This is a genomic window from Alteromonas sp. CI.11.F.A3, from assembly GCF_032925565.1.
Taxonomy (GTDB): domain Bacteria; phylum Pseudomonadota; class Gammaproteobacteria; order Enterobacterales; family Alteromonadaceae; genus Alteromonas.
In genome coordinates, this window is the sequence record NZ_CP136708.1 from 412816 (window position 1) to 437497 (window position 24682).

Below are 24682 nucleotides of genomic sequence, written 5' to 3' on the forward strand. Positions count from 1 at the left end.
CCCGTGCCGGGAGAAAAAAGTGGAAGCGGTAGGAAAGCGTAGAGAGATATTAAGGCTTCGAGCTGCACTTCTTATCGGCGCCGCTTTGCTCGCCTCTTTTATTCTCGCCGATATGGTGATGTTACCATCCCCCTTGTACGAGTTTTATTTGCAAAATCGCCTGATATATCAAATACCCATCATCTTTACCGTTATCGCCCTTTCGTTCTCTCGATTCTTTTATGCTGCCAGAAGCTGGATTTTTGCAGGGCTAATGGTGATGTTAACCTTTGCTAATTATGTGCTTATTTACCAAAGTTGGGTGCTATATGAATTTGCTTTTCCTTACGAGGGCACCATTTTATACGCATTCTATTGTGTGTTTGCATTAGGTGTTACCTACAAGCTGGCGTTGGTGGCATCGGCAATAAGCATCGCTGGTTTTATTGGTTTGATGGTAATTGCGCCTGTGTATGACGACCGCGTCATGATTTCAACATCGTTTGTGGTGGGGTCATTATTTATATGTGCTTATGCAAAATACCGCTTAGACAGAATAGTGATCCTCTTAAAATCAACGAATAAAAAGCTAAACACCTTAAGCCGGGAAGACCCGCTAACCAATCTCCTTAATAGACGGGCCCTGATGAAAGAAGGCGAGAGATTACTGTCGCTCAGTAAAAGACAGAACCTTTCTTTCGCTGTATTTATGCTGGATTTAGATGACTTTAAAAAATATAACGATGCTTTTGGTCACCAACAAGGTGATGATGCCATTGTGGCACAGGCTGATGTGATGCGCGCCGTGTTTCAACGTCAAACTGATATTCTAGGCCGATATGGTGGCGAAGAGTTTATGGTTATTGTCAGTGGGGTGTCTGCAAGGCAAGTAGAACAAAGCTGCCAGCAAATACTCGATACTTGGGATGATAAAGCCATACCTCATGCACCCAATGCATCGGCAAAAACCGTCTCCTGTTCTATTGGTGCCGTGGTAGTAACCGACGTGAAAGGGCAAACATTAGAAGGCTTAATTAACCAAGCTGATAATGAACTTTATCAAGCAAAGGCTGCGGGGAAGGGCACCTATTTACTATCGACGCTAAGTGAAGTTAGCGCCGATAGTTAACCCAAAAAAGATAAGCTTTGGGCTTAAAGTTTAACGATCATTTTTCCTTTGTTATCACCAGAAAATAGCATCTTCAACCCATCTACTGCTGACTCGATACCATCAACCATGTGTGAACGATACTGAATCTTTCCTTGCTGTACATAGGGCGATAGTTTTGCAACAAGTTGAGGTACTTCACCCCAATGATCGGGCATGGCAAAGCCACGAATATTAATACGCTTTTTAATTAACGGTATCCAATTAGGGCCGGGAGCCGGGTTTTCTGATTGATAGTCGGCAATCATGCCGCAAACCACGATACGCCCATGCGTATTCATGCGATTAACGATGTGATGCTGAATGGGACCGCCCGTATTTTCAAAGAACACGTCGATTTTGTCGGGAGTAAGCTCGGTTAATTTAGCTTCTAAATCATCGGTTTTATAATTTACCGCACCGTCAAAGCCGAGTTCATTTACAATCCAATCTGCTTTTTCGTCGCTGCCGACTACGCCGATAACTCGAAGGCCGTCTGCCTTTGCAAGCTGACCCACTATTGAGCCGACAGAGCCTGCAGCGCCAGTGACCACTAAGGTTTCACCTTCCTTAGGTTCACCAAAGTTATATAATCCTGTGGTGGCGGTTAAACCGGGAAGTGCAAATACGCAAAGCGCCATTTCTTCGGTAATACCAGACTGAAGTTTATTGAAGCCTTCACCGTTACTTACCAAGTACTCTCGCCAGCCAGTCATACCCATGACTTTATCACCAACAGAGAAATCAGGGTTATTCGACTCAATGACTTCACCCACACCGCTTGAACGCATAACTTCACCGAGTTCAACCGGTGGAATATAACTCTCACGATCTTCACTCATCCAACCTAGCATTGCTGGGTCGAGTGACATGTAAGTTTGTTTGATTAGTATTTCACCTTCGCCCGGGGTAGGGATGGATTGCTCACGCGTTTCGAACAAGTGGGGACCTATTTTTCCATCGTTAGGGCGATTGACCAATAGGATTTCTTTATTGCTAGACATGTGAATTTCTCCTTAGGCTGTTAAAATTATCCTGTACTACTGTTGTGGGGCTAGAAACTGCTTATACAAGCATAATCAATAGAAAGGTCAAAAATAGGGTGTTTAGTCAAACCATCGCTAATGATTTGTAGTGGTTGGCAAATGGCCAAATTCACAAATAGTGTCAATATTTGCAATCTATTATTTTCAAAATGTTTACATCTTCTTTAATTGTGTCGCTAAAGTTGTAAAAAATGCGATAAATCAGCGTAAATGGCGTTAACTTGCATTGAACAAAACTTACCGTAACCGTAGAATGCGCCACTGCATATTTCCTGTTCTATAAGAGTATTTTTATGAAGCAATATTTTTCTTTACGTGCCTCTGTATGCTTAGCACTAGCCTCGATGGCATCTTCTTCTGTGCTAGCTGCTGGTTTCCAAGTAAACGAGCATAGCGCGAATGGTTTGGGTCGTGCCATGGCGGGCCAAGCGGCGAAGCCAGAAAATGCCTCTATTTTAGCAACCAATCCAGCTGCGATTGGTGTATTTAAAGAAGCTGAGTTTAGTGCGTCAGTAAGCTTTATAGACCCGAATGTAGACATTTCCGGTAATGTGACTTATTCATTTGGGGATACCATAGTTGGTGGGGGCGTTGCTGAAGAAGATAATATCGCTGAAACAGCATTTGTTCCAGGATTCTTCTACGTTTCACCTATTAATGATGACTTTTCTGCTGGTGTAGGTGTTTTCACCACTTATGGCCTCCGTTCTGATTACTCTGACGACTTTGGCGCTTTACATTTCGCTGATACTGCAGAAGTTAAAACCGTTACGGTAAACCCAGCTGTGTCATATAAAGTAAACAAGCAGCTTATGGTCGGCTTTGGTTTAAATGTGACGTATGCAGAAGCTGAAATTGGTTCAGGTGTATCTAATACATTGGCAGCTACCATTGAAGGTTTAGAGCCAACAGCACAGGCTTTAGGTATAACACTTCCTTCTCTTAACGCTGGATCTTCACTGTTTAGCATGGAAGGCGATGATGTGGGCTTCGGTTGGAACGTAGGCGTTTTCTGGCAACCTAGTGAGTTAACTAACATTGCGTTGTCTCATCGTGCTGAAACAAAACTAGAATTGGATGGGGCCGTATCATCAGAAACGCCTGTATTCCCGATAGAACTCAACCAGCCTGGCAGCCTAGACTTAAATCTTGCGGCTATTACAGAGCTTGCTATCGACCAGAAAATTGATGAGCAGTGGTCTGTTCAAGCGAGTCTTACCTTCACTGATTGGAGTACCTTCCAAAAGCTTGAAGCTAACTTAGAAGATGGCGAAAATTTTCTTATTAAAGAAGAAAACTTTGACGACTCATGGCGCGGCTCTATTGGTGTAACGTATATCCTAAATGATGAGTTTACTTTACGTGCCGGTTACGCTTACGACGATGGAGTAGTATCGGTGGAGAATCGTTCATTGAGTATTCCTGATACTGACCGTCATTGGATATCAGGCGGTTTAACTTATACTATGAGTGAAAACACATCAATTGATGCTGCGTATGTATTTATTGATGGTCGCGAAGCGTATATTAATAAAGATAGAACTATCCTAAGCGATGTTTTACCAAATACAGACTTCACCACTAACTTTACAGGTACGCAGTCAGCAACAGCGCATATTTTGAGTGTACAGATGAACACACGCTTTTAAGCTAAATCATCAAAAACTAGCAGCGTATTGGTTTGCTACTTACTGACGAAAAAGGCCTAAACGCAAGTTTAGGCCTTTTTAGTGAAGGCGACTAATTCGGATAACCTAGATCTCAGAAAACCAGTCTTGCAAACATGTAATAGCCGCACTGATTTTAGCAGGCACCAATTCACGTTTAGGGGTAACCGCATATACGGTGTAATCAGGTAACGACCAGTCAGTGAATAGCTGCTTCATTGAGCCTTCACTAAGTAAGTGGCGCACCTCTGGTTCAGGCAGCACTGCATACCCTAGTCCATCACGCGTAAGCTGAATTAAGGTTTGCATTGAATCAAGCTCAATACGGCTAGACGTTAGCGGCACTTTATCAAACTTGTCGTGCTTCATGACGTATTCTTCTACATGGCGGTGGGACATATAGGAATACTCTTGAAGAATGTCGGGTGACTCTAGAGGCGTTTTTGCCAAAGGGTGGTCAGCTGATACACATAGAATTCGACGCCACGTGGCCAATTCCAAACTGCTGAAATTAGTATCAGAAACCGGGGTGAAGCCAAGCAGTAAGTCGGCACCAGAAACAATAATGTCTGTAGGTTGGTCGGTTAGCGTCAGCGATACATTTATTTTTGGAAAATCCTCACATAACTTCTGCAAGGGCTGACTCAATAAGCCGCCACCAAAACCTTCTGGAGCAATAATATTGACTTTACCTGAAGGTGCGTCTTGAAGCGTTTCAATACGTTCTTGTGCTTCAACAGCGGTGTCTAACATTTTTTTGCTGGTGTCGTAATAGATCCTTCCAGCCTCGGTAAGGCTCAAGTTTCGGGTATTACGATTGAATAAACTCAGCCCAATGTCTTGTTCAAGCTTTCTTAGTTGTTGGCTAATGGCCGAAACGGTCATATGCAGGTTTCGGGCTGCAATACTCATGCTACCGCTTTCAGCGACCTCAACAAAAATTTGCAGAGAGCGAAGTAGTTTCATGTTCATTGGTAATTGTATCCTCATCGATACGAGTAAGTTGGTCTCGCGTTGCTTTTTTAAGTCCTTTTATGTCCTATAAATGTAATCCAATAAGGGTAACGGCACATCCGTGTTCAGCTTATGAAACTGCAACTAAGCGCGTTTTATTCTATTGAAGAGAAAGAATTAGTTGAAAAAGCGAAATAAGATAACCTTCGCTAAATGTCATTTGTTAGGGGGGTGTATCCAGTGTTTTTAATATTTGTAAAATGCCGATATAACACTTTCTTTCATACCGAAAGCTGGTACGTTAATAATTAAACAACGCAGAGCGTACAGGCTTTTGCCTCTGCCCTTCCAATAAAAAACTAAATAAGAATGGTGATTATGAAACTTCGTGTTATCTCGTTTCTGTTGTGCATGTCATGTGCTGTTGTGATAACTGGGTGTGCCAACACTTCATCTATCACTCAGCCTCAATATGGTCCGGCGTCTTTTACTGGCGATAAATTTACCGCTGTGATGGTGGCTTACGCCCCAGAAATGGAAGGTATTTTGGGCAAAATCGATTCTGATCCTAATGCACAAATACACACCACTACCACAATCAAAGGTATTACTTATCGTATTGGGACCTATCACGATGAACCTATTCTTGTTTTCGCTACCGGTATGAGTATTGCCAATGCGGCCATGTCGACACAAATGGCGCTAGATTATTTCCCTGTAAAACAGGTGGTTTATATGGGCATTGCTGGCGCGGTAAATCCCAAGTGGCAACCAGGTGATGTTATCGTGCCAGAGCGTTGGTACTACCATGATGAAAGTGTTTACACCAATGAAGACGCTGAAAACCCAGGTGAGTACGTGCTACCTGAGTACTACGCTAAGTTTATGGAAGAGCAGCCAGCGCGCATAGCAGAAGACCCTCATTACCCTAAATATAAGCCTTTCCAGTTTATTCACCCAGACGAAGTGCTTATTGTAAAAGATGGTATGGATAAACCAGAAGATACGCCTTATTTCACCGCATCACCTAGGTTGTTGAATGCGGCAAAAACAGCAATGGCAGAAATGCCTGTTCAACGTATTTTAGATGAACGTGATGCCAAGCTGCATGTTGGCGGAAATGGTGTTACCGGTTCGGTGTTTATGGATAACCGAGAATACAGAAAATGGGTACGGGATGTTTTCACGGCTGAAGTGACCGAAATGGAATCTACGGCGATTGGCCAAGTATGCACAATTAATGATGTAGACTGGGTGATCATTCGTGCTATCAGTGATTTAGCGGGTGGCCAAGAGGGTGTAAATACAGAAAACATGTACGATAAAGAAGTCTCCCGTGTAGGCGCTAACGTACTGTTTGCTGTGCTTGATGAGTTAGCTGATTAGAAAGTTTTTGATCTAATCAGAAGGCTACACAGGTCGGTAGCTGCGGATGAATGACATCGCCCAACCGACAAAATGCGAGGAAAACCTATTAAATTATAGTGTTTGCCTCGCTTTTTTGTTTTCACAGATTAGTGTTTTAGCGAATAGTACGCACCATATTGATGGTGGTGGTAGCCAGTTTCACTTCCACTAAAAAGACAACAAGGGCACAAATTAGAAACATCATTGCCAATATAAAAAGTGAAATGACGGGTGTTTTTAAATCGACAAACCACAAAGAACCAGCAAATAAAGCCACAATAACGGTACACACCATTAGCCCCGAGGCCACACACAAACCAATGGCCCAGTTGATGACTTTCACCCTGCGCCACAGTACTTTTATTTCTCGTTTGGAACGGTCAACAATATGAGGGTCTGAGAGGGTATGAATTTGCCTTTCTGCTACCCTTACTCTGTCTGATATTCTGCCAAGTCGAGACGACATAACATTCAAAAAACCTGCTATACCCGTAAGTAAAAAAACAGGGGCTACCGCAAATTCAATAAGTTGAGATAGGCTAGGTATTAAGGTGTCCAAAAATTCCTCCGGTATTGCTGCTGTGCTATCGACTTTACGAAGCTTATACGTATGTTAGTCCAATCCCGAGCACAAGTACTGAGCGGTGAGTAAAAGCCTGCAGTCAGTTTCCGCCATCAAAACCGTCACGCTCTAGTGCGGTAAGTCATTATTTTTACTATTCATCACGCAATAGTTAACGATACAATTGATGGTGTAACTAACATCAATATTGTGGTCGAACGACACATATTATACGTATGTTAATCTCGCCAAATCTATAGAAAGGACAAGCAATGAGCTCCACATTCAGGTTATTTTTACATAGCCTAAGCACCGTGACTGTCGTGTCGTTTTCTTCTCATGCTGCCGCGCAAATCCCAGAAGGCGCAAACACTGCCAAAAGCATAGAATCAATAGAACGTGTGGTGACAACAGGAAGCAGAATTGCTAATTCCACCTCAAATTCAGGGTATGTGGTATCTAGTGTTTCAAGCGATAACATAAGCTTTGTATCACCAAGCCATATACAAGAAGTGTTAAATTTCATTGCAGGCGCGGGTGTTCAGCGAGGAAATGGCCAGGAATATTTACCTGCACTACGCTCGCCAGTGCTTACAGGGGCTGGGGCTTGCGGTGGTATACTGGCTGCTGAAGATAACATTCCTTTACGCGCAGCCGGTTTTTGTAATATTAACGAGCTGTTCGAAGCCCATGGTGAAATGGCTGAACGCATCGAGGTCTTAAAAGGCCCTGCTTCACCCCTTTATGGCTCCAACGCTATTCACGGCGTGATAAATGTTATTACCCCCGATGTTACCCAAGACACCGCTTTATACGGAATTGATTATGGTTCTTACGGCTATAGCAGACTGAAGCTAAGGCAAGGTAAAGACTTTGGTGATTCGGGTGTAGGTATAAACGCGAGTATTACCCGCGACGGCGGGTATCGAGACGAAGAAAGCGTGGATCAAGAAAAGGTTAACCTTCGCCACCGCTACGAAGTTGATAACCTAAAGGTAACCAGTGGGCTGACGTACACTCATTTAGATCAAGAAACCGCCGGTTACATTACTGGGTTTGAAAGCTATAAAGATGAAGATATCGCCCAAGGTAACGACAACCCTGAAGCCTTTCGAAAAGCGAAAAGTTTGCGAGTGTGGAGCAAAGTAGATGTAGCATTAAGCGGCGCGAACGCACTATCAGTTACACCTTATTTTCGCGACCAAAGCATGGAATTTCGCATGCATTTTTTACCCGGTACACCGCTTGAAGAAAACGAGCAAGAAGGCTTTGGTGTACTTTCCCAATATCATCATGTGGTGAACAATACGCTAAGCATTGACGCAGGATTAGACGCCGAATATACCCAAGGCAGCTTGGTACAATCCCAAGATAGCGAAACTGTGGGCTCTGCTTTTCTAGTGGAAACCGTGCCTGTAGGGCTTCATTACGACTATCAAGTAGACGCCACCCTGTATGCACCATTTATTGCGCTAAATTGGCAACAAGCAGCGTGGGCGGTTTCATTGGGTGGGCGGTATGAGTATATGGATTACGATTACACCAACAACATGATATCGGGTCGTACTCGTGATGATGGCACTGAATGTGGCTTTGGTGGCTGTCGATACGCAAGGCCTGAAAGTGGTACTAACGACTACAGTAATTTTAGCCCTAAACTCTCGGTTAGTTTTCAAAGTAGCGATGCAACACTATGGTATGCGGGGTTATCTCGAGGCTACCGTGCCCCTCAGGCGACTGAGCTTTACAGGCTTCAGCGCAGTCAACAAATTGCCGACTTAGACTCTGTCACCGCCACCAATGTAGAAGTAGGTGTTAAAGGGCAGTATAAAGCCTTTAGCTATGTAGTGTCTGCTTATAGCTTAACCAAAGACAATGTGATTTATCGTGATAGTGATTTTTTCAATGTAAGCAATGGTGAAACCTGGCACAGAGGGGTAGAGCTAACCCTAAACTATCAAATTAGCCAAGGGTTTGATGTCGCGTTTGCAGGCAGCTATGCCAAACATACGTATGAGCACAGTGAGCTTTTGGGCGAAGTCGATATTAAGGGCAACGATATTGATACTGCGCCAAATCTTACTTTCAATGCTCGCGTAGGGTACAGCTTTACGCAAAACACCCGGGCTGAAATTGAATGGCAGCATGTTGATGAATACTATACCGATGCTGAAAACCTGAACGAGTACGAAGGTCATGATTTATTGAATCTACGCGCCTCTTGGGCAATGTCGCCAAAAATCTCAGTGTACGCAAGAGTGAATAACTTGCTCGATACCGCCTATGCTGAGCGGGCGGATTACACAACCTTTACCGCAGATAGGTACTTTCCAGGGCGGCCAAGAAACGTAATGTTTAGCGTTGATTATCAGTATTAGTTAAAAGCATTATCTACTTCGGTACAAAAAGCGGTAGCGTGTATTTCACGGTTACCGTTTTTTTGCCTTTTTTATCGTACGCCCTGCTAGAAACAACCTGTCAGGCTTGCGAGAAAATGCGTTCAGGCGTACTGTTAACCCCATATATGCAGCGAATACCTTTAGTCGTGCCAGGTATATCATTTCAATAATCGTAGATTATGAAAGATGAGATACGTGGAATGATTAAATTATAGGTAAACCCATGCAAAAAATAGTTGTTGTCGGTGGTGGCGCTGGAGGTCTTGAACTTGTAAGCCGCTTAAGCCGCACCCTCGGGAGAAAGAACGAAGCAGAAATAACCCTAGTTGATAGAAGTCGCACCCACATTTGGAAGCCCTTGCTTCACGAAGTGGCTGCAGGCGTTATAGACAAGCACTCAGATGGCGTTGATTACGCTATTCATGCTGCCGCTCATCACTACCGCTTTCAGTTAGGGAGTATGTGTGCCATTGATGCAGAGGCCAAAACTATCACTCTCGCGCCATTATCCGATGATGAGGGCGTGGCGATATTACCCGAACGTAAAATACCTTACGACCAGTTGATACTGGCGATTGGCAGTGTCAGCAACGACTTTGGTACGCCAGGCGTTGCACAGCATTGCTACTTTCTTGATTCACTGGTGCAAGCCGAGCGATTTCATCGTGGCTTGTTAAATCAGCTTATTCGTATTAATCAGCAGGAAGATGAGAATAGCTTTATTAAAGTGGCTATTGTGGGCGCGGGTGCGACGGGCACTGAATTAGCCGCTCAGCTTCATCATGTCGCTAACTTATCGAAAACCTACGGCATGCCAGGCATGTCAGCGTCTCGTTTAAAAATCACCATTGTAGAAGCCGGTGAGCGAATACTGCCCGCATTGCCTGAGCGTATCGCCAATTCAGCCCGTAAGGCGCTGCATAAGCTTGGTGTGGATATTAAAGAGCGCACCATGGTGGCTGAAGCTGATGAAAATGGCCTCATTACCAAAGACGGCAGTCGTGTGGATGCTGATTTGATGGTGTGGGCGGCAGGCGTTAAAGCGCCGGATTTCGTCACCAAAATGGGTATCTTTGAGACTAATCGCGCAAACCAAATTCTTGTTAATGAACACTTGCAAAGTACTGGCGACGGTAACATTTGGGTCATTGGCGATTGCTGTGGTTTCAAGCAAGAAAATGGTAAGTGGGTACCACCAAGAGCGCAGTCTGCGCATCAAATGGCAAACACGGCGGCAGACAATATTATTGCATTGCGTCGGGGTAAAGAATTAAAAGGCTACGTTTATAAAGATTATGGCTCGTTAGTGCATTTAAGTAACTACAGCACAGTAGGAAGCTTAATGGGCTCGCTTTCAAATTCAAGCATGTTTATTGAAGGTCGTTTAGCGAAGATAGTTTATATTTCTTTGTACAACATGCATCAATTTGCTGTGCACGGAAAGCTTAGAGGTGCGCTTAAACTGCTACTCAAGAAGCTGAGTTATGCAATTAGCCCCAAGTTAAAGCTACATTAATTTATAAGGTATGAGTCATGCTTAGGTAAGTCTATTGAGCCTGTTAACGTAAAAAGCCCGCATTAGCGGGCTTTATTGTTTTATAAGCGTTTAGCTTACTGTTTAACACCTTCAACGTGAAGTGAAAGCTCAACAGTTTGTGAGGCTGGGCCTAAGTCGTAGTCAATACCATAGTCTTTTAAGGCAATAGTGGTGGTGCCTGAAAAGCCAGCACGATAGCCACCCCATGGATCGCTACCTTCACCAATCTTTTTAGCTTCTATAGTAACGGGTTTAGTCACACCATGCAGCGTAAGGTTACCCGTAATGTCTAACATGCCGTTGCCTTTGTCAGTCACGTTAGTGCTAACGAATTTGGCTTCTGGGAAATCATCTGCATTCAAAAAGTCGTCGCCTCTTAAATGCTTATCTCGTTCTGAATGGTTTGAGTCTACGCTATCGGTTTCGATAGTCACCGATACAGACGCCGCAGCAGGGTTATTTTCATCGTAGCTAAAGGTGCCTTTAAAGTCGTTAAAGCGTCCTGTTAGCCATGAGTAACCTAAATGCTGAATTTTGAAATTAACAGATGCATGAGCACCTTTTGAGTCAATAATATAATCAGCGGCGTGAGCTGAACTTAGCGCTGAATTTAGTGCTATGGCCGTCACGATTGCAAGTGTTAACTTCTTCATAAAATCTCCTTAATATCAGTATTTAGCGAAGCCTTAACATCTGCTTCAGTGTGTCGTCTTTATCAATGAAATGGTGTTTCAATGCCGCCAACCCGTGTAAAGAAGCCAGCACGATTAATGTCCAAGCTAGGTAAAAGTGAACCTCGCCGGCCAGGTCTTCTTGGTTTTCAATAAATGCGCCAAGCCCTGGCACTGCAAACCAATCGAATACTTCTATGGCTCTGCCATCGGCGGTTGAAATAAGGTAGCCCGAGGTAAAAAGCGCTAAAAGGACAATATAAATAGCACTGTGTCCTAATTTACTCGCTAATTTCTCAAACTTGCTACCAAAAGTCGGTGGTCTCTGGGTAGATGCGCGCGAAATCAGCCTAACTAACGTTATTGCGAACAACAGAAGCCCTACACTTTTATGCCAGTGGGGTGCGGTTTTGTACCAATCGCTATAGTAGGTCAAATCTACCATCCATAGCCCAGAGGCAAACATACCTATTACTACCAGTAAGGTGAGCCAGTGGATTAAGATCAGCCAAAGAGGCCAGCGTTTTTTCATAAGTGAACTAAGCAATAGAACCAAATTTTAAAACGAGTCTACTGGAACAATTAAAAAGTGAATATTTCAAAGCTTATTACAGTGCATTCTATTTATTAGAATGAATACACAAGTTGAAACGGCACTTAAATTTAGTAATTAGAAAATAAGCGATAAATCGTCTAAAAATTGAGGCGGGTTTAAGTGATAGTGAATAAAAAAGCCATATAGTATTAAGTAAGGGTGAGTTAACCCGTTTTTTAAATGTCGCTGGAGTTCTTCTTTTGAATCTTTTGCTGTTGCTACTCACAATGTCATTCCTAGTACCTGAAAATGGTGCTGGTAATGTATTGAGCAAAGAGATATCACAAGTATCGAATGACATTAGCATTCAATATTTAGCCTCAAATCTAGAGCAAGCCAGTGATAAAGACGAGCTTGATGATGGCGCCTACTTTTTAAGTGCTTTCTTCGCGAGTAGCATTGTTCCCAATACTCGCTTTTGTACTTACACCCTGCTTAGCGATGCAGACTATGCAGCACATCCCATTCGCGCACCACCCCACCTTAGTTAAACAAAATATTCATTTATCTATTTAATTTGTTAACTAATTTAAGGGGAAGGTAATGCATACCTTACAACTTCATAAAACCGATGCCGCCGATCGTCTAGCTTGGCCTGTTGTTGAAAATAAAGTGTCTGTCACATCATCAGCGATGGCGGTATTTACAGACTTCAAACAATACATGCCATTGGTGATTGACGAAAATGCACCTGCGACACGAGTCGAAAAAATCATGCGCCAATCTCATGTTCGTATGATGCTGGTAGTAGATGCCACGAATGCATTCACCGGCATTATTACGTCACAAGACGTGAGCGAACAGCATATTGTACAAAGAATTGCTGAATTAAAAGTGCCTAGAGATGGAGTAGTGGTTCGTGATTTCATGCAGGCGAAAACGTCATTAATGTCATTTGATTTCACAGAATTGACAAAATCGTCAGTAGGTGATGTGGTAGAAACCCTGAAAGATTATGGGCAGCATCATTGCTTAGTACTCGATAGAGACTCTCACGAGGTGCGCGGTGTTATTAGCGTGAGTGATATTGCTCGTGAATTAAGAGCTCCTCTTGATGTACAAGATAAGCCTACGTTTTCACAGTTGATTCGGGTGTTAGCTGCATAGCTTACTCCCGTTTACCCCTGCCAATGCCACGGTAGAGGGGGGTAACTTTGCCGGTATCACGCTTGAAATAGCTCTAAGTTATCCATCGCGTCCTTAACCGCATTAAGGCCGCGATGGCTTACTACATTTCGAATTTTGAAATCATTGTCTATAGTTTGATTGTGGAGTATTGAAGAGCAAAGAATTATGAAACCAGTACATGGCTCATTTGTAGTTACTCGGTGCGGTAACGTTATGCTTACCCAAGCCTACGGCCCCTGGAATTGTGAGTGTGTTCATGGCTTAGTACTTGATTATCGAGAAAAATCTATCGATATGCATGGCAGTCACTGGGGTGATATTGTGGTTCTTGAAGGGGAGTCCCTGCTTATTCCCGATGCTGAGAGCCTTCTGGCTGAACGTATATCCGCAGTTCGTCATCTTGGGTTGAGTCATTTAGCGTTAGTACTTGAATCGTCATTAGTAAAATCGACTACCAGAAATCAACTTGAAGCGGTATACCGTCAAACCGGTGTAGACTTTTCGTTCTTTGATACCTACGAAGAAGCAAGGGCGTGGTTAACTCAACTGGATTACACGCTTAATGAAGATGCTGAGCGCGCGCACTTCGTGAAAACCAAACAACACTGTCAGTAGTTGTAAGCGACTCGGCAAGTTGGAATGATTTTCGCAATATTCTCGATAAGTAAGATGTTTTAAACGACTTAAATCGAGGCCAAACTATGATCCATAGCACCTATCCACCCAGTGTTGTTATAAAAGCTTTCACTTGGGCTTACCAAGAAGTTGGCTTGAACCAAGCAGAGGCTGCTGATTTACTTGGCGTTTCTGAAATATCCCTATCGCAAACCACCCTACTTGGGTTCGAGCACGGCACAACAGAGTATCGTAGACAGCTCTCTTTCATCCGCATGTATCATTTACTCATTGCGTTGTCAGAAGGGGACAGTGAGGCCATGCAAACATGGTTTCAGCAATACCAAAGTGAAATAAAAACCTCGCCTAAAAGCTTATGTTTTACATCAGACGGTATTGAAAAGGTTACTGATTACTTACGAGAGCTAAAGCAAACTGTTGAACTTAGACCAAGTCTGTCGCATTTACGAAGTGCTAAACCAAGTTCTGCTGCCAGAGTGGTTACGCATTAAGGAATGACGCGGTGTACAAATAGACGAAACACTTAACATTGTTAAGCGAGCCCTAGCTGAGCATCTATTTTATTCACTTTGTTTATGAAGTTAGAACAAGCTTCAGGCTGCGTATTAATAATCATATGGCCAGCGTTAGGAATAATTTCAGCCATGCTACTAGGAAGCGACGTAGCAATATAAGACATATGCGCATCGGGCGATAAGATGGCGTCTTGTTCACCATACAAAATACCCACCGGGCACGAAATAGTCTTGTAGTGTTCGAATTGTTTATACAAACTTTCTGTTGAAGCTACCATGTCACAGCTAGCCTGATAAAAACTCTCTGAATGCAGCGCAAGTGCGCCACCGCTCTCACTTCCAAAATTTGAGGGTACACGTTCTGGGAAAAAGACTTGAGCAACCTGTTTCTTACCAAAAACTATACGCACCGGCGCGGCCAAAGTTTTACTGATTAAACTGCGCAACTTTTGATAAGGAATGTACAGTACAGACAAGGGACCAGGCCCTTTTGTTAAGGGAACCGTTAACGGGCAAAGCAGTGAGACAGACTTAATTTTTTCTGGTGCATCCAGTGCCATGCGTAAAGCAATAGCGCCCCCCATAGAGTGCCCAGCAACAAAGGCTTCGCCTAAATTTAACTGTGACATCCAGGCTAAAATGGTGGCGCTTTGAACGCTAAAATCTGCCGATGTGTTACGATGACGTGTAGAAAAGCCGCTTCCAGGGCGGTCAATACTGTACACGGTATAGTGCTTGGCTAACTGATTCGCTAAGGCAGTAAAATTAAGCGCATTACCTGCAAGTCCATGAATAAGAATAAGGGCGGGGCCTTGCCCTTGTTTGGTGTAGTGAATTTTTTCTTGCTGTACGTCTGAAAATTGGCCTGGTGGACGGAAGTTTTTTTCAATTTTCTTATCGATATGCTGAGTGAAAAACCACGATGCCACTAACAGGCAGAAGATAAGTGCGACAACGATATAAATGAACACCACAATATGTTTCCTTTATTAGCGTAATTAGTAAACTAATAAGAAATGAATAAACAGTCAATGTAAGCCTTTTTCTATGGCGCTAAGTACAACCTATAAACTGTCAAATAACTCACAAGTGAAGAATATAACCGTTAAGCTATGATTACGATTACCCCTACTATCACGCTAGAAGATAGCGACATTGAAATGCAAGCCATCAGAGCACAAGGTGCTGGCGGGCAGAATGTAAATAAAGTGAGCAGTGCTATTCATCTGCGCCTTGATATACCTGCCTCATCTTTGCCTCAAGAGGTAAAAGATACGCTGCTCAATACAAAAGACAGCCGCATCTCTAACGATGGTGTGTTTGTTCTAAAAGCGCAAAATTCTCGAACTCAAGAACAGAATAGGGAAGATGCTATTGTGCGTTTAAAAGCATGGATAGTCAGTGCCACTAAAAAACAAAAACCAAGGAAGGCAACCCGCATGAGTCGTGCAGTAAAAGCGAGGCGTGGCGAGGCCAAAAAGCAACAAAGTGTGAGAAAATCTATGCGGAAAAAAGTGGATATTTAACCTACTTTAGCCTAAAGTATAGCTCTTCAGCGACTTCGTCTCGTAAAATGAATGGAACATTCTACGTATTAATGAGTTAAATACGAAAAATATACGATTAAAGAATACGTTTTACGCTCAAGCTGTGATGGATATTAGGGAATTTCTTCAATGACACGGTCTGACATTATACCTATGGTACTTTTCGCTGCCATCGTTGTCTCGCTTGGGATAAATACGCCACAAGCGGCTAACGAAATAATAGCGAAACTCTTCGGTAAATCTATTTCAAATAGCGAACTACAACCTAGTCAAAGTGATGTAGATCGTTTCCAATCTATTCTTAGTGACAAATCTGAAGTTGAGATCCGCAAACTTTTAGCTCAGCGTGCGTTAGGCACTAAAATTAGTGAATCTGTTATTGCTGACTTTGCCGACGAAAACAACATTGAGCCTTCAGAAAGCGAAGTAGAATCTGCTTACGCGGTTATTAAAACTTGGACAGTCGATTTAAGCCACAATGCTGAATATTCAGATGAAGAAGTTGAGCGTTATCGTTTAGCCATGGCAGAAGGCATGGCCAAAAGTTGGAAAGTGTCTAAGTCACTGTATGAAACCTTTGGTGGAGACGTTGTTTTCCAGCAAAGTAACCCGCTTACCCCCGTTGGTGCCTATAAGGATTTGTTCGAGCAATATCGCTCACAAGGCGAGTTCGTCATTTACGATCCTGTATTTAAAGCGGCTTTTTGGGAGTCGGTAAGAATGCGTTACTCTAATGTACTCCCCCAAGAAAATATCGATTACTCATCGCCTTGGTGGGAAGCTGGATTAAATGCTTCTGGTGACTGAAGTTCTCGTATATTCTTGTTTTAAATAATAATTTAAATATAGTGAATTGAACAAAAACACCCCGCTTTAAGCGGGGTGTTTTTGTTTGTGGAATATTTTTTATCGTTTGTTTGGAATAAAAGAGGAGGTTCATTCGTTATTTAAGTGTCTTTGATGAAAAACAGGAAATAAACGAATGAACAAACTACATACTGCTTTAATTGTTGCATTAGGCCTTACTTCAAACGTGGCGTTGGCTCAGACTGTAGCTGCATCTGTTTCAGTGTCTAATAGCACCCAAGCTTCAACCAATGTGTCTGGTGAGCAAGCAAGTCTTACCCAGTCAATGTCTTCACAAACTTCCGCTTCGGCAAATGTTGATGCACAGCCTAGTGCGGTTACCGACACTGAGGCAAGCCCTGAAACTGGCAGTGAAATGCAAAACGCAGACCAAGCTGATGCTACTGCTACTACTAACGACACATCAGAAGCATCTGATGAAACAAGCGGTGAAATCCTTACTCAGCTCACCAGTGCGCAAAGTGCTCTTGAAGGTAGTGTTGCGGTAACGCAAAGCATTGCTACAAATGCTTCAGGAGCCTTAGATGTTGCCACTTCTGCCGCCACTGACGTGGTATCAGGGGTTGTTGATAGCAGTGTATCGCAAGCGGCTGATGTCAATGGCGTGGTGTCTTCAACATTAACTCAGTCGGTTGAAGCGGTAGCGCAATCACAGGTTGAAGAGAGTGTGGCTAGCCAAGTATCTGGTCAAGTAAGTGGGCAAATCGAAAATACGGTTTCAACCACTGTTGAAAACACAGTAAGCGGAAGTATTGCTGGCATTCTAAACCAGTAAAAGTCACGCAGATTAAGATGTTCGACGCACCGTGAACAGCCGCCACCCTCGTTATTCCTGTCACTATGAAGGTTATAAAAATAGAAGGGTGGCACTATTCCCAGCCCCATCTTTTATTCCATGTGTTAATGCCGTGAGTATTCGATTTAGTAGGAAACCTACATGAGTCTTAAAACCCCCATACCATTGTTAAGCGTATTGAGTGTATCTATTGCCTTAAGCTTGATTGGCAAAATTGCCATGGCGAGTCAGTCAGAAAACAGCACAGAAACTGACGAGCACAAAATGATAATAGTGACTGGAGAAGCCTATGTCGGTGCTCATCACGATTCAAACGTTAACGTTAGCGAACTTGATACCAATACCGACACATCAGACTCAGCAATAAAAGGAAATGCAAAGCTGAAGGTAGCGATAAAGCCTACGGATAAATGGCAAATCACCGCGTCTGCACAACATAGCGAAACGCGCTACAGCGAACTGTCGGATTTTGACCTTGCTATTACGACCTTGTCGGGTGAGGCGAGCTATCAATCATCTTGGGCTAAAATTGGCATTCATCACTACTATGCAAACGCCGACCTTGATGACAATGCCTTTCTTACTTATCAACAAAGCGGTATTTCATTGGCCAACAGTGCGTTTACTCAAGGTTATTGGCGTATTAGTGTGGATACCATTGATAAGTCGTTTGAATCTGTGCCAGAGCGCGATGCCAAGGCGCTATCAAGCCGCATTGATGGTTTCTGGTTTTTTGAAAACCACAGCTTTATCCAAGTGGGCGTGAAATATCAAAATGAAGATGCGTTGGCTCAAGCGTTCGACTATACCAGCCATGGTATTGACGCCAGCTATACCTATCCGTCCAATTTGTGGGGTAAAGCGCTCGACATCAAGCTCGGCTATGAAATGGAGAGTAGGCATTATGGTAAAGGTAGCCAGAGCAGTGAGCCTACCACTTCAGCAGTACCTTTTAGTGAGATTGAACAACAGGAAGATGGGCGACGAGAGGATAATAGGCATGTCTTTGAAGCGAGCATAGAATATGCTGCTATGGAAAACGTAGATTTTATCGTAAGCACGCAATACAAAGACTATGGCTCAACCCTAGTGTCAGCAGACTATCAAGAAACACTAGCTGAAATTGGTGTTAGATTTCACTTCTAATCGCGCATTGGCACTCACTTTTGATTTCATTACTGGAGAATACCTACTCCAAACACCGGGTCCCGTCCCGGTGATCCAGCATCTACGGCTTGGTCGCGTAGTATGGCCAACGCTTGGGCCTGATTTGAACTCGCACGAAATAGGCAGGCATAACGGGCTGAAACGAAAGGCGTTGCCATCGATGTGCCGGTCTCACGGCTAATCGTACCATCTGGATGTGCGACTTCGACTGAAACACCGCTGGCCGCAAAATCGACATAGTTACCTTGATTGGCCCATCGATAGATAGCGTGGTTACTGTCTACCGCCGTTACCGCAACAGTTGACGGGTATGCTGCGGGAAACAAAGGTGGTGAGGCTGGCCCTTCGTTTCCAACTGCTGCAATAATTTGTACCCCTTGCTCACTGATTTTTTCTATCACTTTGGCAAGCACTGGATTTTCTGGCCCTGCTAGACTCATATTAATCGCATCAACATGCTGGGCGGCTAAATAGTTAAGACCATCAATTAATGATAATAAGGTCGCACCCTGGCTAATACTGTTCCGCGTATAAAAGACGCTAGCATTATAAAGTTGACTCCCTGGACGCATATTATCGGCTAATAAGCTGGCCACTGATGTACCGTGTACTTGTGTAGTTGGTAACGCTTGTGGAAGAAAAGACTGCTGTTCAATAACAAGGTGTTTTAGTGCCTGGTGGTTGTGCGCAATGTTGGTATCTATCATTCCAATTCGAACAGGTACTTGGCAAACTTTTGGCTTATCAGTAGTTTCAATACTAGCTTGCTTGTCTTGGCTGTTTTTCTGGTTTTCAGGATTTTCAGGGATTTGGTAAGTCTCTGGGCTCTGTAGGTTGTCCATGCTTTGCGCTAAATAAATGTGATTTCGGCCTACTTGTGCTTTTAGTGATGTCGGTAAGTTGTTTCTTATTTGAGACAGTTCATCAAGGCTAGTACTAACCTTCAAACGGTAAATCCATTGGTCTATAGCGGTTAAATAGTGCGACGATTCAATCGTAATGTCGGGGTGTGTAAAGTGAGCTTTGTCAGCCTCGCTACCCACCACCAACCACTCTCTTTTTACCGCTAAAAACCCATCAGGGGTTTTTACTTCCTTTAGTAAAAGATTGCCTGCAGGCGAAGTAAGGCTAAGGGGCGATGGAACAGTAAATTGCGGGGCAGGTATGTTGTTCAAGGTTTCAAAAGTACTTCCCACACCTTGCTCTACCTGATTTTCAAGCACATCTCGCACGGTGCCAACATCAACGGGTACTCTGTCAATAATAGGCGTTACGGGTTCGATTATTTGACGGCCAATAGTTAACTGGGCACTGACATCAGAGCTTAACACGCTGCCCATTGAAAATATTATGCCGCCTACTACGAGCTGACAAGCCGATCTGCACTTCATAATTTACCTCACTTGCGTTGCGGCTAACCCCATACGGGCATCTCATGGCCTGAGGTGCTTGTTACTCGCCACGAGCGACTTACTTAATCCATCCGTAAAGCTGGCATAAAACGTGCCCTTATTGATGGATAATCCTTTTCTATTACTTAGTTAACGTTTGTTGATGAAAAAAATTCCCTATTGTTGGGAATAAATCACGGCACCAAACGTTAACTAGGTATAAAGCGTGATTTCATAGGAAATTGTATGAAAGAAGAAGTAACTGAACTCGTTCCATCATTGAGAAAATTTGCGTTTTCACTTACCGGCAATATACATGATGCTGATGATTTACTGCAAAATACGATTGAGAAACTACTGACTAAATCTTTGCCACAAGATGCCACACTGATGGCATGGGCATTTCGAGTTTGCCGAAATTTGTGGATAGATGAATATCGTGCGCAAAAAGTAAGAGCAAGTGCGGCGGTTAACCCTGAATTGCAGGCGCAGGATGAGGCGCACTTGGATGAAGCGCTTTCAGGTGGCATTACATTAAAGCAGGTGAGTAAGGCCATGGGAGAATTACCCCCAGAGCAGCGAGAGACCTTGTCGCTTATTGCGATTCAGGGCATGAGCTACTCAGATGCTTCAGAGGTCCTTGAGGTACCGGCGGGGACCATTATGAGCAGGCTTGCTAGGGCACGAAGCAAACTCAGTAATATGCTAAATCCACAACAGGAGGTGGTGCTATGACAATATCTGACGAAATGCTTTCAGCATTTTTAGATGCAGAACTTAGCGATGAAGACATGGAATACGTTAGAGCGTCGATTGCCAATGATCTTACTTTGTCAGACCGTTTAGCGTCTTTGGCGCAGGTAGACATGATGGTGAAAGCGGCAGCTGATGCGGCAACGCAAAAACCTTTACCTAATAGCGTAGTGGCATTGCTTGCAGACGATGTTTCCTCAGAAGCCTATCTTGAGCAAGCGGACTTCGACTCAGATCAGGTAAGTTCAAGCCATACAGGTGAGCGCATACCAAGCAACGTAACCTCACTTAATCGCAAGACTCAAGAATCTGAAAGTAGTGGGAAGTGGAAAGTACCTTTGTCGTTAGCGGCTGGTGTGGCGTTAGTGGCAGGGCTAACCTTGATGCAATCGGAGCATACAGCCCCCCTTGACCCAGCAGTCACTTCGACAACGAATAGCCATTGGGCGAATGTATCTAAAGCCCTTGATAATAACTTAACGGGCGAGATGATGGTAACCGATGCGGGCATGGAAATAGTGCCACAATTGTCGTTTATGAATAATCAATCTCAGTTGTGTAGGCAGGCGCAGATACAAGGTGAAGATGAACTGAATGTCATGATCGCATGTAAAAATAATCAGGGCATTTGGCAACTTCACGCCAGTAAGCTGATAACAGCGGGGCGCGATAAAAGTGAATATCAAACGGCAAGTGCCAACAAAGTGCTTGATGAAGAGATAGATTTGTTAATGGTGTCCACACCATTAAATAGAGAGCAAGAGCAGCAAGCTATTAATCATGGATGGCAGTCTAAGGCTGCCGAAGGAGTAGTTAATGAAAACTAAATTTATAGCGTTTCTAGCAGTGATAGTAATGACAGGGTGTGCGAGCCAACCCGATTACCGACAGGCATCTAAAGGGGGCTTCGGGTATACCGAAAGTAAATTAAGCGAAACCCAATACCGTGTTCACTTCAAAGGTAGAGGGTCGGATAAGAGTAAAGCCATGGATTATGCCATGTACCGCTCGGCGGAATTGACCTTACTAAAAGGTTACGATTGGTTTGTCGTAACTGATCGGGAAACCATGGTAGATAAAGAGCGTGTACAAACATCACCTCAGGTTGGCTTTAGCCAACGCTATGCGAGGGTAACTGAGTGTGGCGTTATTACTTGTAGAACGTCTTACCACCCTACAACCCAGTTTGAATCTGGTATTTTCGTAGGTGGCTCACAAAAGAGCGAAATCGAAAGTATTTTGAATATTGAGATGGGCAAGGGTACTCGACCCACGTCGTCTACAAGCTTTGATGCAAGAGAAATTAGCAACAACTTAAAGCCTGATACGGAATCTTGATGTTAAGTCCTGACAAAGGGGTTTAGCCCTGACGGTTAGGTTGTTTTACGCATAAAAAAAGCCCCGAATGGGGCTTTTCTTGTACTGCTAGCCATTAAGGCTTAGGTGAAGTGCCTAGTTGAAATGGCTATCCACTTCTTTTTCGGCTTCTTCACGGCTCTTGCCGTACGCTTGCTGAATCTTGCCTACTAGCTCTTCACGACGACCATCAATGACGTCTAGGTCATCATCGGTAAGTTTACCCCATTGCTGTTGTACCTTACCTTTCATTTCTTTCCAGTTGCCTTCGATACGATCATTGTTCATATGTTGCTCCTTTAAAAAGAATAACCGAGTGGTTATTGTGAACTGCACTTAATAAGTAGCAATCCCCATTCCAAAGATTAACATCTTGATCAATATAGATTTTTGTTGGTTTTTATAAAGGAGCTAATACCAGCGCTCTGCATTATTTACAGGGCGCTGAAAGTCGTACAGGGTTTTATGCTTTCGCGGCACAGCAAAATTGTTGCTTTAATGCTAATTAAGCAAGCTGTTTCGCAAAGGCTTCAACATCTTGGCGTTTATCTATCTTATGTTGATCTTCGCTGCGGCCTTCACGCCAATAACTACTAATATAAACTTGGCTGTGAGGTACCTGTTTTTCGTCTTTTAGCCACGAACGAATTTTTCTCATCTGTGAAAATTCACACGCCACCCATACCGCAGGCGTTCCCTGTGGCCACTCAGAACGCTGCATGGCGTCAGATAATGTTGCTTCTTTTTTAGATACCCACTGAACAGTAACGCCTTCAGGTTTTTCTAGCACGGTGGCATCCGTTTCATGTTCAATAGCAATAACGGCAATGCCCTTAGTATGGCGAGGAAGCGTTTGTAAGTAATTACGAATGCTAGGCAGTGCAGTCATATCGCCCGCGAACAGCACCCAATCATAATGTTCTGCTAATGCTTTACTGCTGCCAGGGCCTGCAATCGTTAGTTTATCGCCTTCTTTTGCTCTTAGGGCCCATGCGGCAGCAGGGCCAGTTACGCCGTCCTTTACATGCACCACCATATCAATGGTCATTTGTGCTTTTTGTCTATCGAAGCTGTTTATCGTGTAGGTACGCATGGCAACGGGTTTATCTTTGGCAGGCTCAACAAAAGGGTCGCCATTTAAATCAAAAAGCAGCTTTACGTAGGCGCCAGGGCGAGTATCTGGAAAATTTTCTAATGTAGCGCCACCAAGGACAATACGTTGCATATTTGGTGTTACGCGGAAAGACTCGATAACCTCTACAACACGAGGTGCGGGTTTAGACATGATTATCTCCAAGTAGGACAGTGAAATCATTCTATTTGATAATAGTTCTCATTTCTATTTCTAAGATTGGGATGAAACCTAGCTAATAATTCTGGTTTTTAGAAAAGTAGGTAGTAATACGCGAGAGAGGATTTTATTACAGGCAAAAAGAAAGGGGCTAAAGAGCCCCTTAAGAAAAACACAACATAACTTGGAAAACACATTTACACTTCACGAAGCCAACACACTAAATGACTCCATGTATTAGTAAGAGTGGGGAAATAAAGAAAAGTTCAGCAAAATAGAAAAATAAATAAAAAAACTTTGGAACAATGATTTTTAGGGTTTCTTTGACCTTATATCTCATTGTTTTCAAAAGAAGGGCAAGGAATAAAAAATAGGTAAGTACATAAAGCTACACGCAAAAAAATGCCCGCCAAAGGCGGGCTAAAATCAGAGGTATATAAAAGGCCGGGAAGGGCCTTAGAGGGGAGAGGCATGCTGTCGGGTGACAGCACACTAATAATATCGATGACATTATTAGTGTTCCTCGATATGGCTATCGCTGAAGGCATAATGCCGGGTCAACAGAGCCAAATAGGTTACAATCCTTTGTTGCACATGGACATCAATGTCTGTGCCAGTGATGTGGGTATCCAGCAGCAATCGCGATAATAGCGTTTGCAACTCTGCATCCTGCAGGCCTTTACGACTTAATCCAAGTCACCATCACACTCAACTGGCGCAAAAACAGATAATCGGTCATTCACGTCAACAACTTCCTTAAGCGAATCAACCCACTCCGTGGTGATTGCTTTGTCGACATCAATGTCAACCTTGCTCGCCATTAAGGCGTATCCCTTTTCAACATCCGTATTGGTGTTAAACGTATTTAACTTTCCGATAAACAACAGAGCGACTTCAACCTTGCTATCAATCCTTGCATCCTTGGCCGACGAATTTCCTTTTACGTCCAATGTTGTCAGCCTGCGCAGATAAAGTCTGTAATGTCATGGTTACCTTCGTGGTAACGGTATGCCTTCCTAGCATCATGTTTACGTCTGTTGTTATCCGTTAGTCTAATTAATGCTAAACTTGTGCCAAGAATTGAAATTATTCTAATTGATCTTCAAATAACTGATATATAACTATTTTATTTAGTATTTCTACGTTTTGGCATTTTGTAAGTGTATGTTTAAAAAATGGGGTGGGAAAATTTTTCCTACTGCCGTGTTGTTTCTTACCGACATGTACACGCAAAATTACACCTAAAGTTACTTTGCCTAAAAATGTGCTTG

Annotated in this window: 27 protein-coding genes; 17 read left to right on the plus strand and 10 right to left on the minus strand. The window is 43.4% G+C overall.

The window, feature by feature from the left end:
• Positions 1-19 precede the first annotated feature (19 nt).
• Positions 20-1108, plus strand: a complete 1089-nt coding sequence (locus tag R1T43_RS01805; protein ID WP_317352266.1) for a GGDEF domain-containing protein — start codon at positions 20-22, stop codon at positions 1106-1108.
• Positions 1109-1131: 23 nt separating this feature from the next.
• On the opposite strand, the gene R1T43_RS01810 is transcribed toward R1T43_RS01805, so the two are convergent.
• A complete protein-coding gene (locus R1T43_RS01810; RefSeq protein WP_317352270.1) occupies positions 1132-2130 on the minus strand; it encodes an NADP-dependent oxidoreductase in 999 nt (332 codons plus the stop codon).
• 335 nt (positions 2131-2465) lie between these two features.
• Here R1T43_RS01810 and R1T43_RS01815 point away from each other — a divergent pair, with 335 nt between their 5' ends.
• A complete protein-coding gene (locus tag R1T43_RS01815; protein WP_317352272.1) occupies positions 2466-3821 on the plus strand; it encodes an OmpP1/FadL family transporter in 1356 nt (451 codons plus the stop codon).
• A gap of 105 nt (positions 3822-3926) precedes the next feature.
• Here R1T43_RS01815 and R1T43_RS01820 read toward each other — a convergent pair whose 3' ends face one another.
• The gene (locus R1T43_RS01820) at positions 3927-4811 is read right to left on the minus strand and encodes a LysR family transcriptional regulator (RefSeq protein ID WP_211070170.1); all 885 of its coding nucleotides are present in this window, start codon (positions 4809-4811) and stop codon (positions 3927-3929) included.
• 360 nt (positions 4812-5171) lie between these two features.
• Between R1T43_RS01820 and R1T43_RS01825 the strand changes: the two genes are divergently transcribed.
• Complete coding sequence (locus R1T43_RS01825) at positions 5172-6179, plus strand: 5'-methylthioadenosine/S-adenosylhomocysteine nucleosidase (protein ID WP_317352278.1); 1008 nt, start codon at positions 5172-5174, stop codon at positions 6177-6179.
• 136 nt (positions 6180-6315) lie between these two features.
• On the opposite strand, the gene R1T43_RS01830 is transcribed toward R1T43_RS01825, so the two are convergent.
• Positions 6316-6759: a DUF2721 domain-containing protein gene (locus R1T43_RS01830; RefSeq protein ID WP_013786482.1), complete on the minus strand. Its 444-nt coding sequence runs from the start codon at positions 6757-6759 to the stop codon at positions 6316-6318.
• Between the two features lie 275 nt (positions 6760-7034).
• Here R1T43_RS01830 and R1T43_RS01835 point away from each other — a divergent pair, with 275 nt between their 5' ends.
• Together R1T43_RS01835 and R1T43_RS01840 are read left to right on the plus strand one after the other, a co-directional pair.
• Positions 7035-9140 carry a TonB-dependent receptor gene (locus tag R1T43_RS01835; RefSeq protein WP_317352286.1) on the plus strand — a complete coding sequence of 702 codons (2106 nt, stop codon included), beginning with the start codon at positions 7035-7037 and terminating at the stop codon, positions 9138-9140.
• Positions 9141-9384: 244 nt separating this feature from the next.
• The gene (locus tag R1T43_RS01840; RefSeq protein ID WP_317352289.1) at positions 9385-10677 is read left to right on the plus strand and encodes an NAD(P)/FAD-dependent oxidoreductase; all 1293 of its coding nucleotides are present in this window, start codon (positions 9385-9387) and stop codon (positions 10675-10677) included.
• Between the two features lie 95 nt (positions 10678-10772).
• Here R1T43_RS01840 and R1T43_RS01845 read toward each other — a convergent pair whose 3' ends face one another.
• Together R1T43_RS01845 and R1T43_RS01850 are read right to left on the minus strand one after the other, a co-directional pair.
• Entirely contained in the window at positions 10773-11351 is a 579-nt protein-coding gene (locus tag R1T43_RS01845; protein WP_211070166.1) for a YceI family protein, read from the minus strand.
• A 22-nt stretch (positions 11352-11373) separates the two neighbouring features.
• The gene (locus tag R1T43_RS01850; RefSeq protein ID WP_317352293.1) at positions 11374-11901 is read right to left on the minus strand and encodes a cytochrome b; all 528 of its coding nucleotides are present in this window, start codon (positions 11899-11901) and stop codon (positions 11374-11376) included.
• Positions 11902-12164: 263 nt separating this feature from the next.
• On the opposite strand from R1T43_RS01850, the gene R1T43_RS01855 reads away from it, so the two are divergent.
• From R1T43_RS01855 to R1T43_RS01870, 4 genes are all read left to right on the plus strand, one after another.
• Positions 12165-12455 carry a hypothetical protein gene (locus R1T43_RS01855; RefSeq protein WP_317352295.1) on the plus strand — a complete coding sequence of 97 codons (291 nt, stop codon included), beginning with the start codon at positions 12165-12167 and terminating at the stop codon, positions 12453-12455.
• 52 nt (positions 12456-12507) lie between these two features.
• Complete coding sequence (locus R1T43_RS01860; protein WP_211070163.1) at positions 12508-13071, plus strand: CBS domain-containing protein; 564 nt, start codon at positions 12508-12510, stop codon at positions 13069-13071.
• A 186-nt stretch (positions 13072-13257) separates the two neighbouring features.
• Entirely contained in the window at positions 13258-13707 is a 450-nt protein-coding gene (locus R1T43_RS01865) for a hypothetical protein (RefSeq protein WP_317352299.1), read from the plus strand.
• Positions 13708-13793: 86 nt separating this feature from the next.
• Positions 13794-14219, plus strand: coding sequence for a hypothetical protein (locus tag R1T43_RS01870; RefSeq protein ID WP_317352301.1), 426 nt, complete (start codon positions 13794-13796; stop codon positions 14217-14219).
• Between the two features lie 41 nt (positions 14220-14260).
• On the opposite strand, the gene R1T43_RS01875 is transcribed toward R1T43_RS01870, so the two are convergent.
• Positions 14261-15217 (minus strand): alpha/beta hydrolase, encoded by a 957-nt coding sequence (locus R1T43_RS01875; protein WP_317352302.1) that lies wholly within the window; start codon positions 15215-15217, stop codon positions 14261-14263.
• Positions 15218-15355: 138 nt separating this feature from the next.
• On the opposite strand from R1T43_RS01875, the gene arfB reads away from it, so the two are divergent.
• The 4 genes from arfB (at position 15356) to R1T43_RS01895 (ending at position 18599) form a co-directional block, all read left to right on the plus strand.
• Positions 15356-15769: an alternative ribosome rescue aminoacyl-tRNA hydrolase ArfB gene (arfB, locus tag R1T43_RS01880; protein WP_126874021.1), complete on the plus strand. Its 414-nt coding sequence runs from the start codon at positions 15356-15358 to the stop codon at positions 15767-15769.
• A 150-nt stretch (positions 15770-15919) separates the two neighbouring features.
• Positions 15920-16597 (plus strand): hypothetical protein, encoded by a 678-nt coding sequence (locus R1T43_RS01885; protein ID WP_057795439.1) that lies wholly within the window; start codon positions 15920-15922, stop codon positions 16595-16597.
• 175 nt (positions 16598-16772) lie between these two features.
• Positions 16773-17432 carry a hypothetical protein gene (locus tag R1T43_RS01890; RefSeq protein ID WP_317352309.1) on the plus strand — a complete coding sequence of 220 codons (660 nt, stop codon included), beginning with the start codon at positions 16773-16775 and terminating at the stop codon, positions 17430-17432.
• A gap of 162 nt (positions 17433-17594) precedes the next feature.
• Positions 17595-18599, plus strand: a complete 1005-nt coding sequence (locus R1T43_RS01895; protein WP_317352312.1) for a hypothetical protein — start codon at positions 17595-17597, stop codon at positions 18597-18599.
• Positions 18600-18628: 29 nt separating this feature from the next.
• On the opposite strand, the gene R1T43_RS01900 is transcribed toward R1T43_RS01895, so the two are convergent.
• Positions 18629-20011 carry a S8 family serine peptidase gene (locus tag R1T43_RS01900; protein WP_317352315.1) on the minus strand — a complete coding sequence of 461 codons (1383 nt, stop codon included), beginning with the start codon at positions 20009-20011 and terminating at the stop codon, positions 18629-18631.
• Between the two features lie 246 nt (positions 20012-20257).
• Between R1T43_RS01900 and R1T43_RS01905 the strand changes: the two genes are divergently transcribed.
• From R1T43_RS01905 to R1T43_RS01915, 3 genes are read left to right on the plus strand one after another with little or no spacing between them, the layout of a single operon-like run.
• Positions 20258-20746, plus strand: coding sequence for an RNA polymerase sigma factor (locus R1T43_RS01905; protein ID WP_211070156.1), 489 nt, complete (start codon positions 20258-20260; stop codon positions 20744-20746).
• On the plus strand, positions 20743-21591 hold the full coding sequence (locus tag R1T43_RS01910; protein ID WP_317352319.1) for an anti-sigma factor: 849 nt from the start codon (positions 20743-20745) through the stop codon (positions 21589-21591). The genes R1T43_RS01905 and R1T43_RS01910 overlap by 4 nt, the downstream gene beginning before the upstream one ends.
• Positions 21581-22102, plus strand: coding sequence for a CC0125/CC1285 family lipoprotein (locus R1T43_RS01915; RefSeq protein WP_211070154.1), 522 nt, complete (start codon positions 21581-21583; stop codon positions 22100-22102). Before R1T43_RS01910 ends, R1T43_RS01915 begins: the two co-directional genes overlap by 11 nt.
• A 114-nt stretch (positions 22103-22216) precedes the next feature.
• Here R1T43_RS01915 and R1T43_RS01920 read toward each other — a convergent pair whose 3' ends face one another.
• Complete coding sequence (locus R1T43_RS01920) at positions 22217-22408, minus strand: CsbD family protein (protein ID WP_057795453.1); 192 nt, start codon at positions 22406-22408, stop codon at positions 22217-22219.
• Positions 22409-22625: 217 nt separating this feature from the next.
• Positions 22626-23405: a siderophore-interacting protein gene (locus R1T43_RS01925; protein ID WP_317352323.1), complete on the minus strand. Its 780-nt coding sequence runs from the start codon at positions 23403-23405 to the stop codon at positions 22626-22628.
• A 477-nt stretch (positions 23406-23882) separates the two neighbouring features.
• Here R1T43_RS01925 and R1T43_RS01930 point away from each other — a divergent pair, with 477 nt between their 5' ends.
• The gene (locus R1T43_RS01930) at positions 23883-24059 is read left to right on the plus strand and encodes a hypothetical protein (protein ID WP_317352326.1); all 177 of its coding nucleotides are present in this window, start codon (positions 23883-23885) and stop codon (positions 24057-24059) included.
• A 38-nt stretch (positions 24060-24097) separates the two neighbouring features.
• On the opposite strand, the gene R1T43_RS01935 is transcribed toward R1T43_RS01930, so the two are convergent.
• Positions 24098-24361 carry a hypothetical protein gene (locus R1T43_RS01935; protein WP_317352328.1) on the minus strand — a complete coding sequence of 88 codons (264 nt, stop codon included), beginning with the start codon at positions 24359-24361 and terminating at the stop codon, positions 24098-24100.
• Positions 24362-24682: the final 321 nt, after the last annotated feature.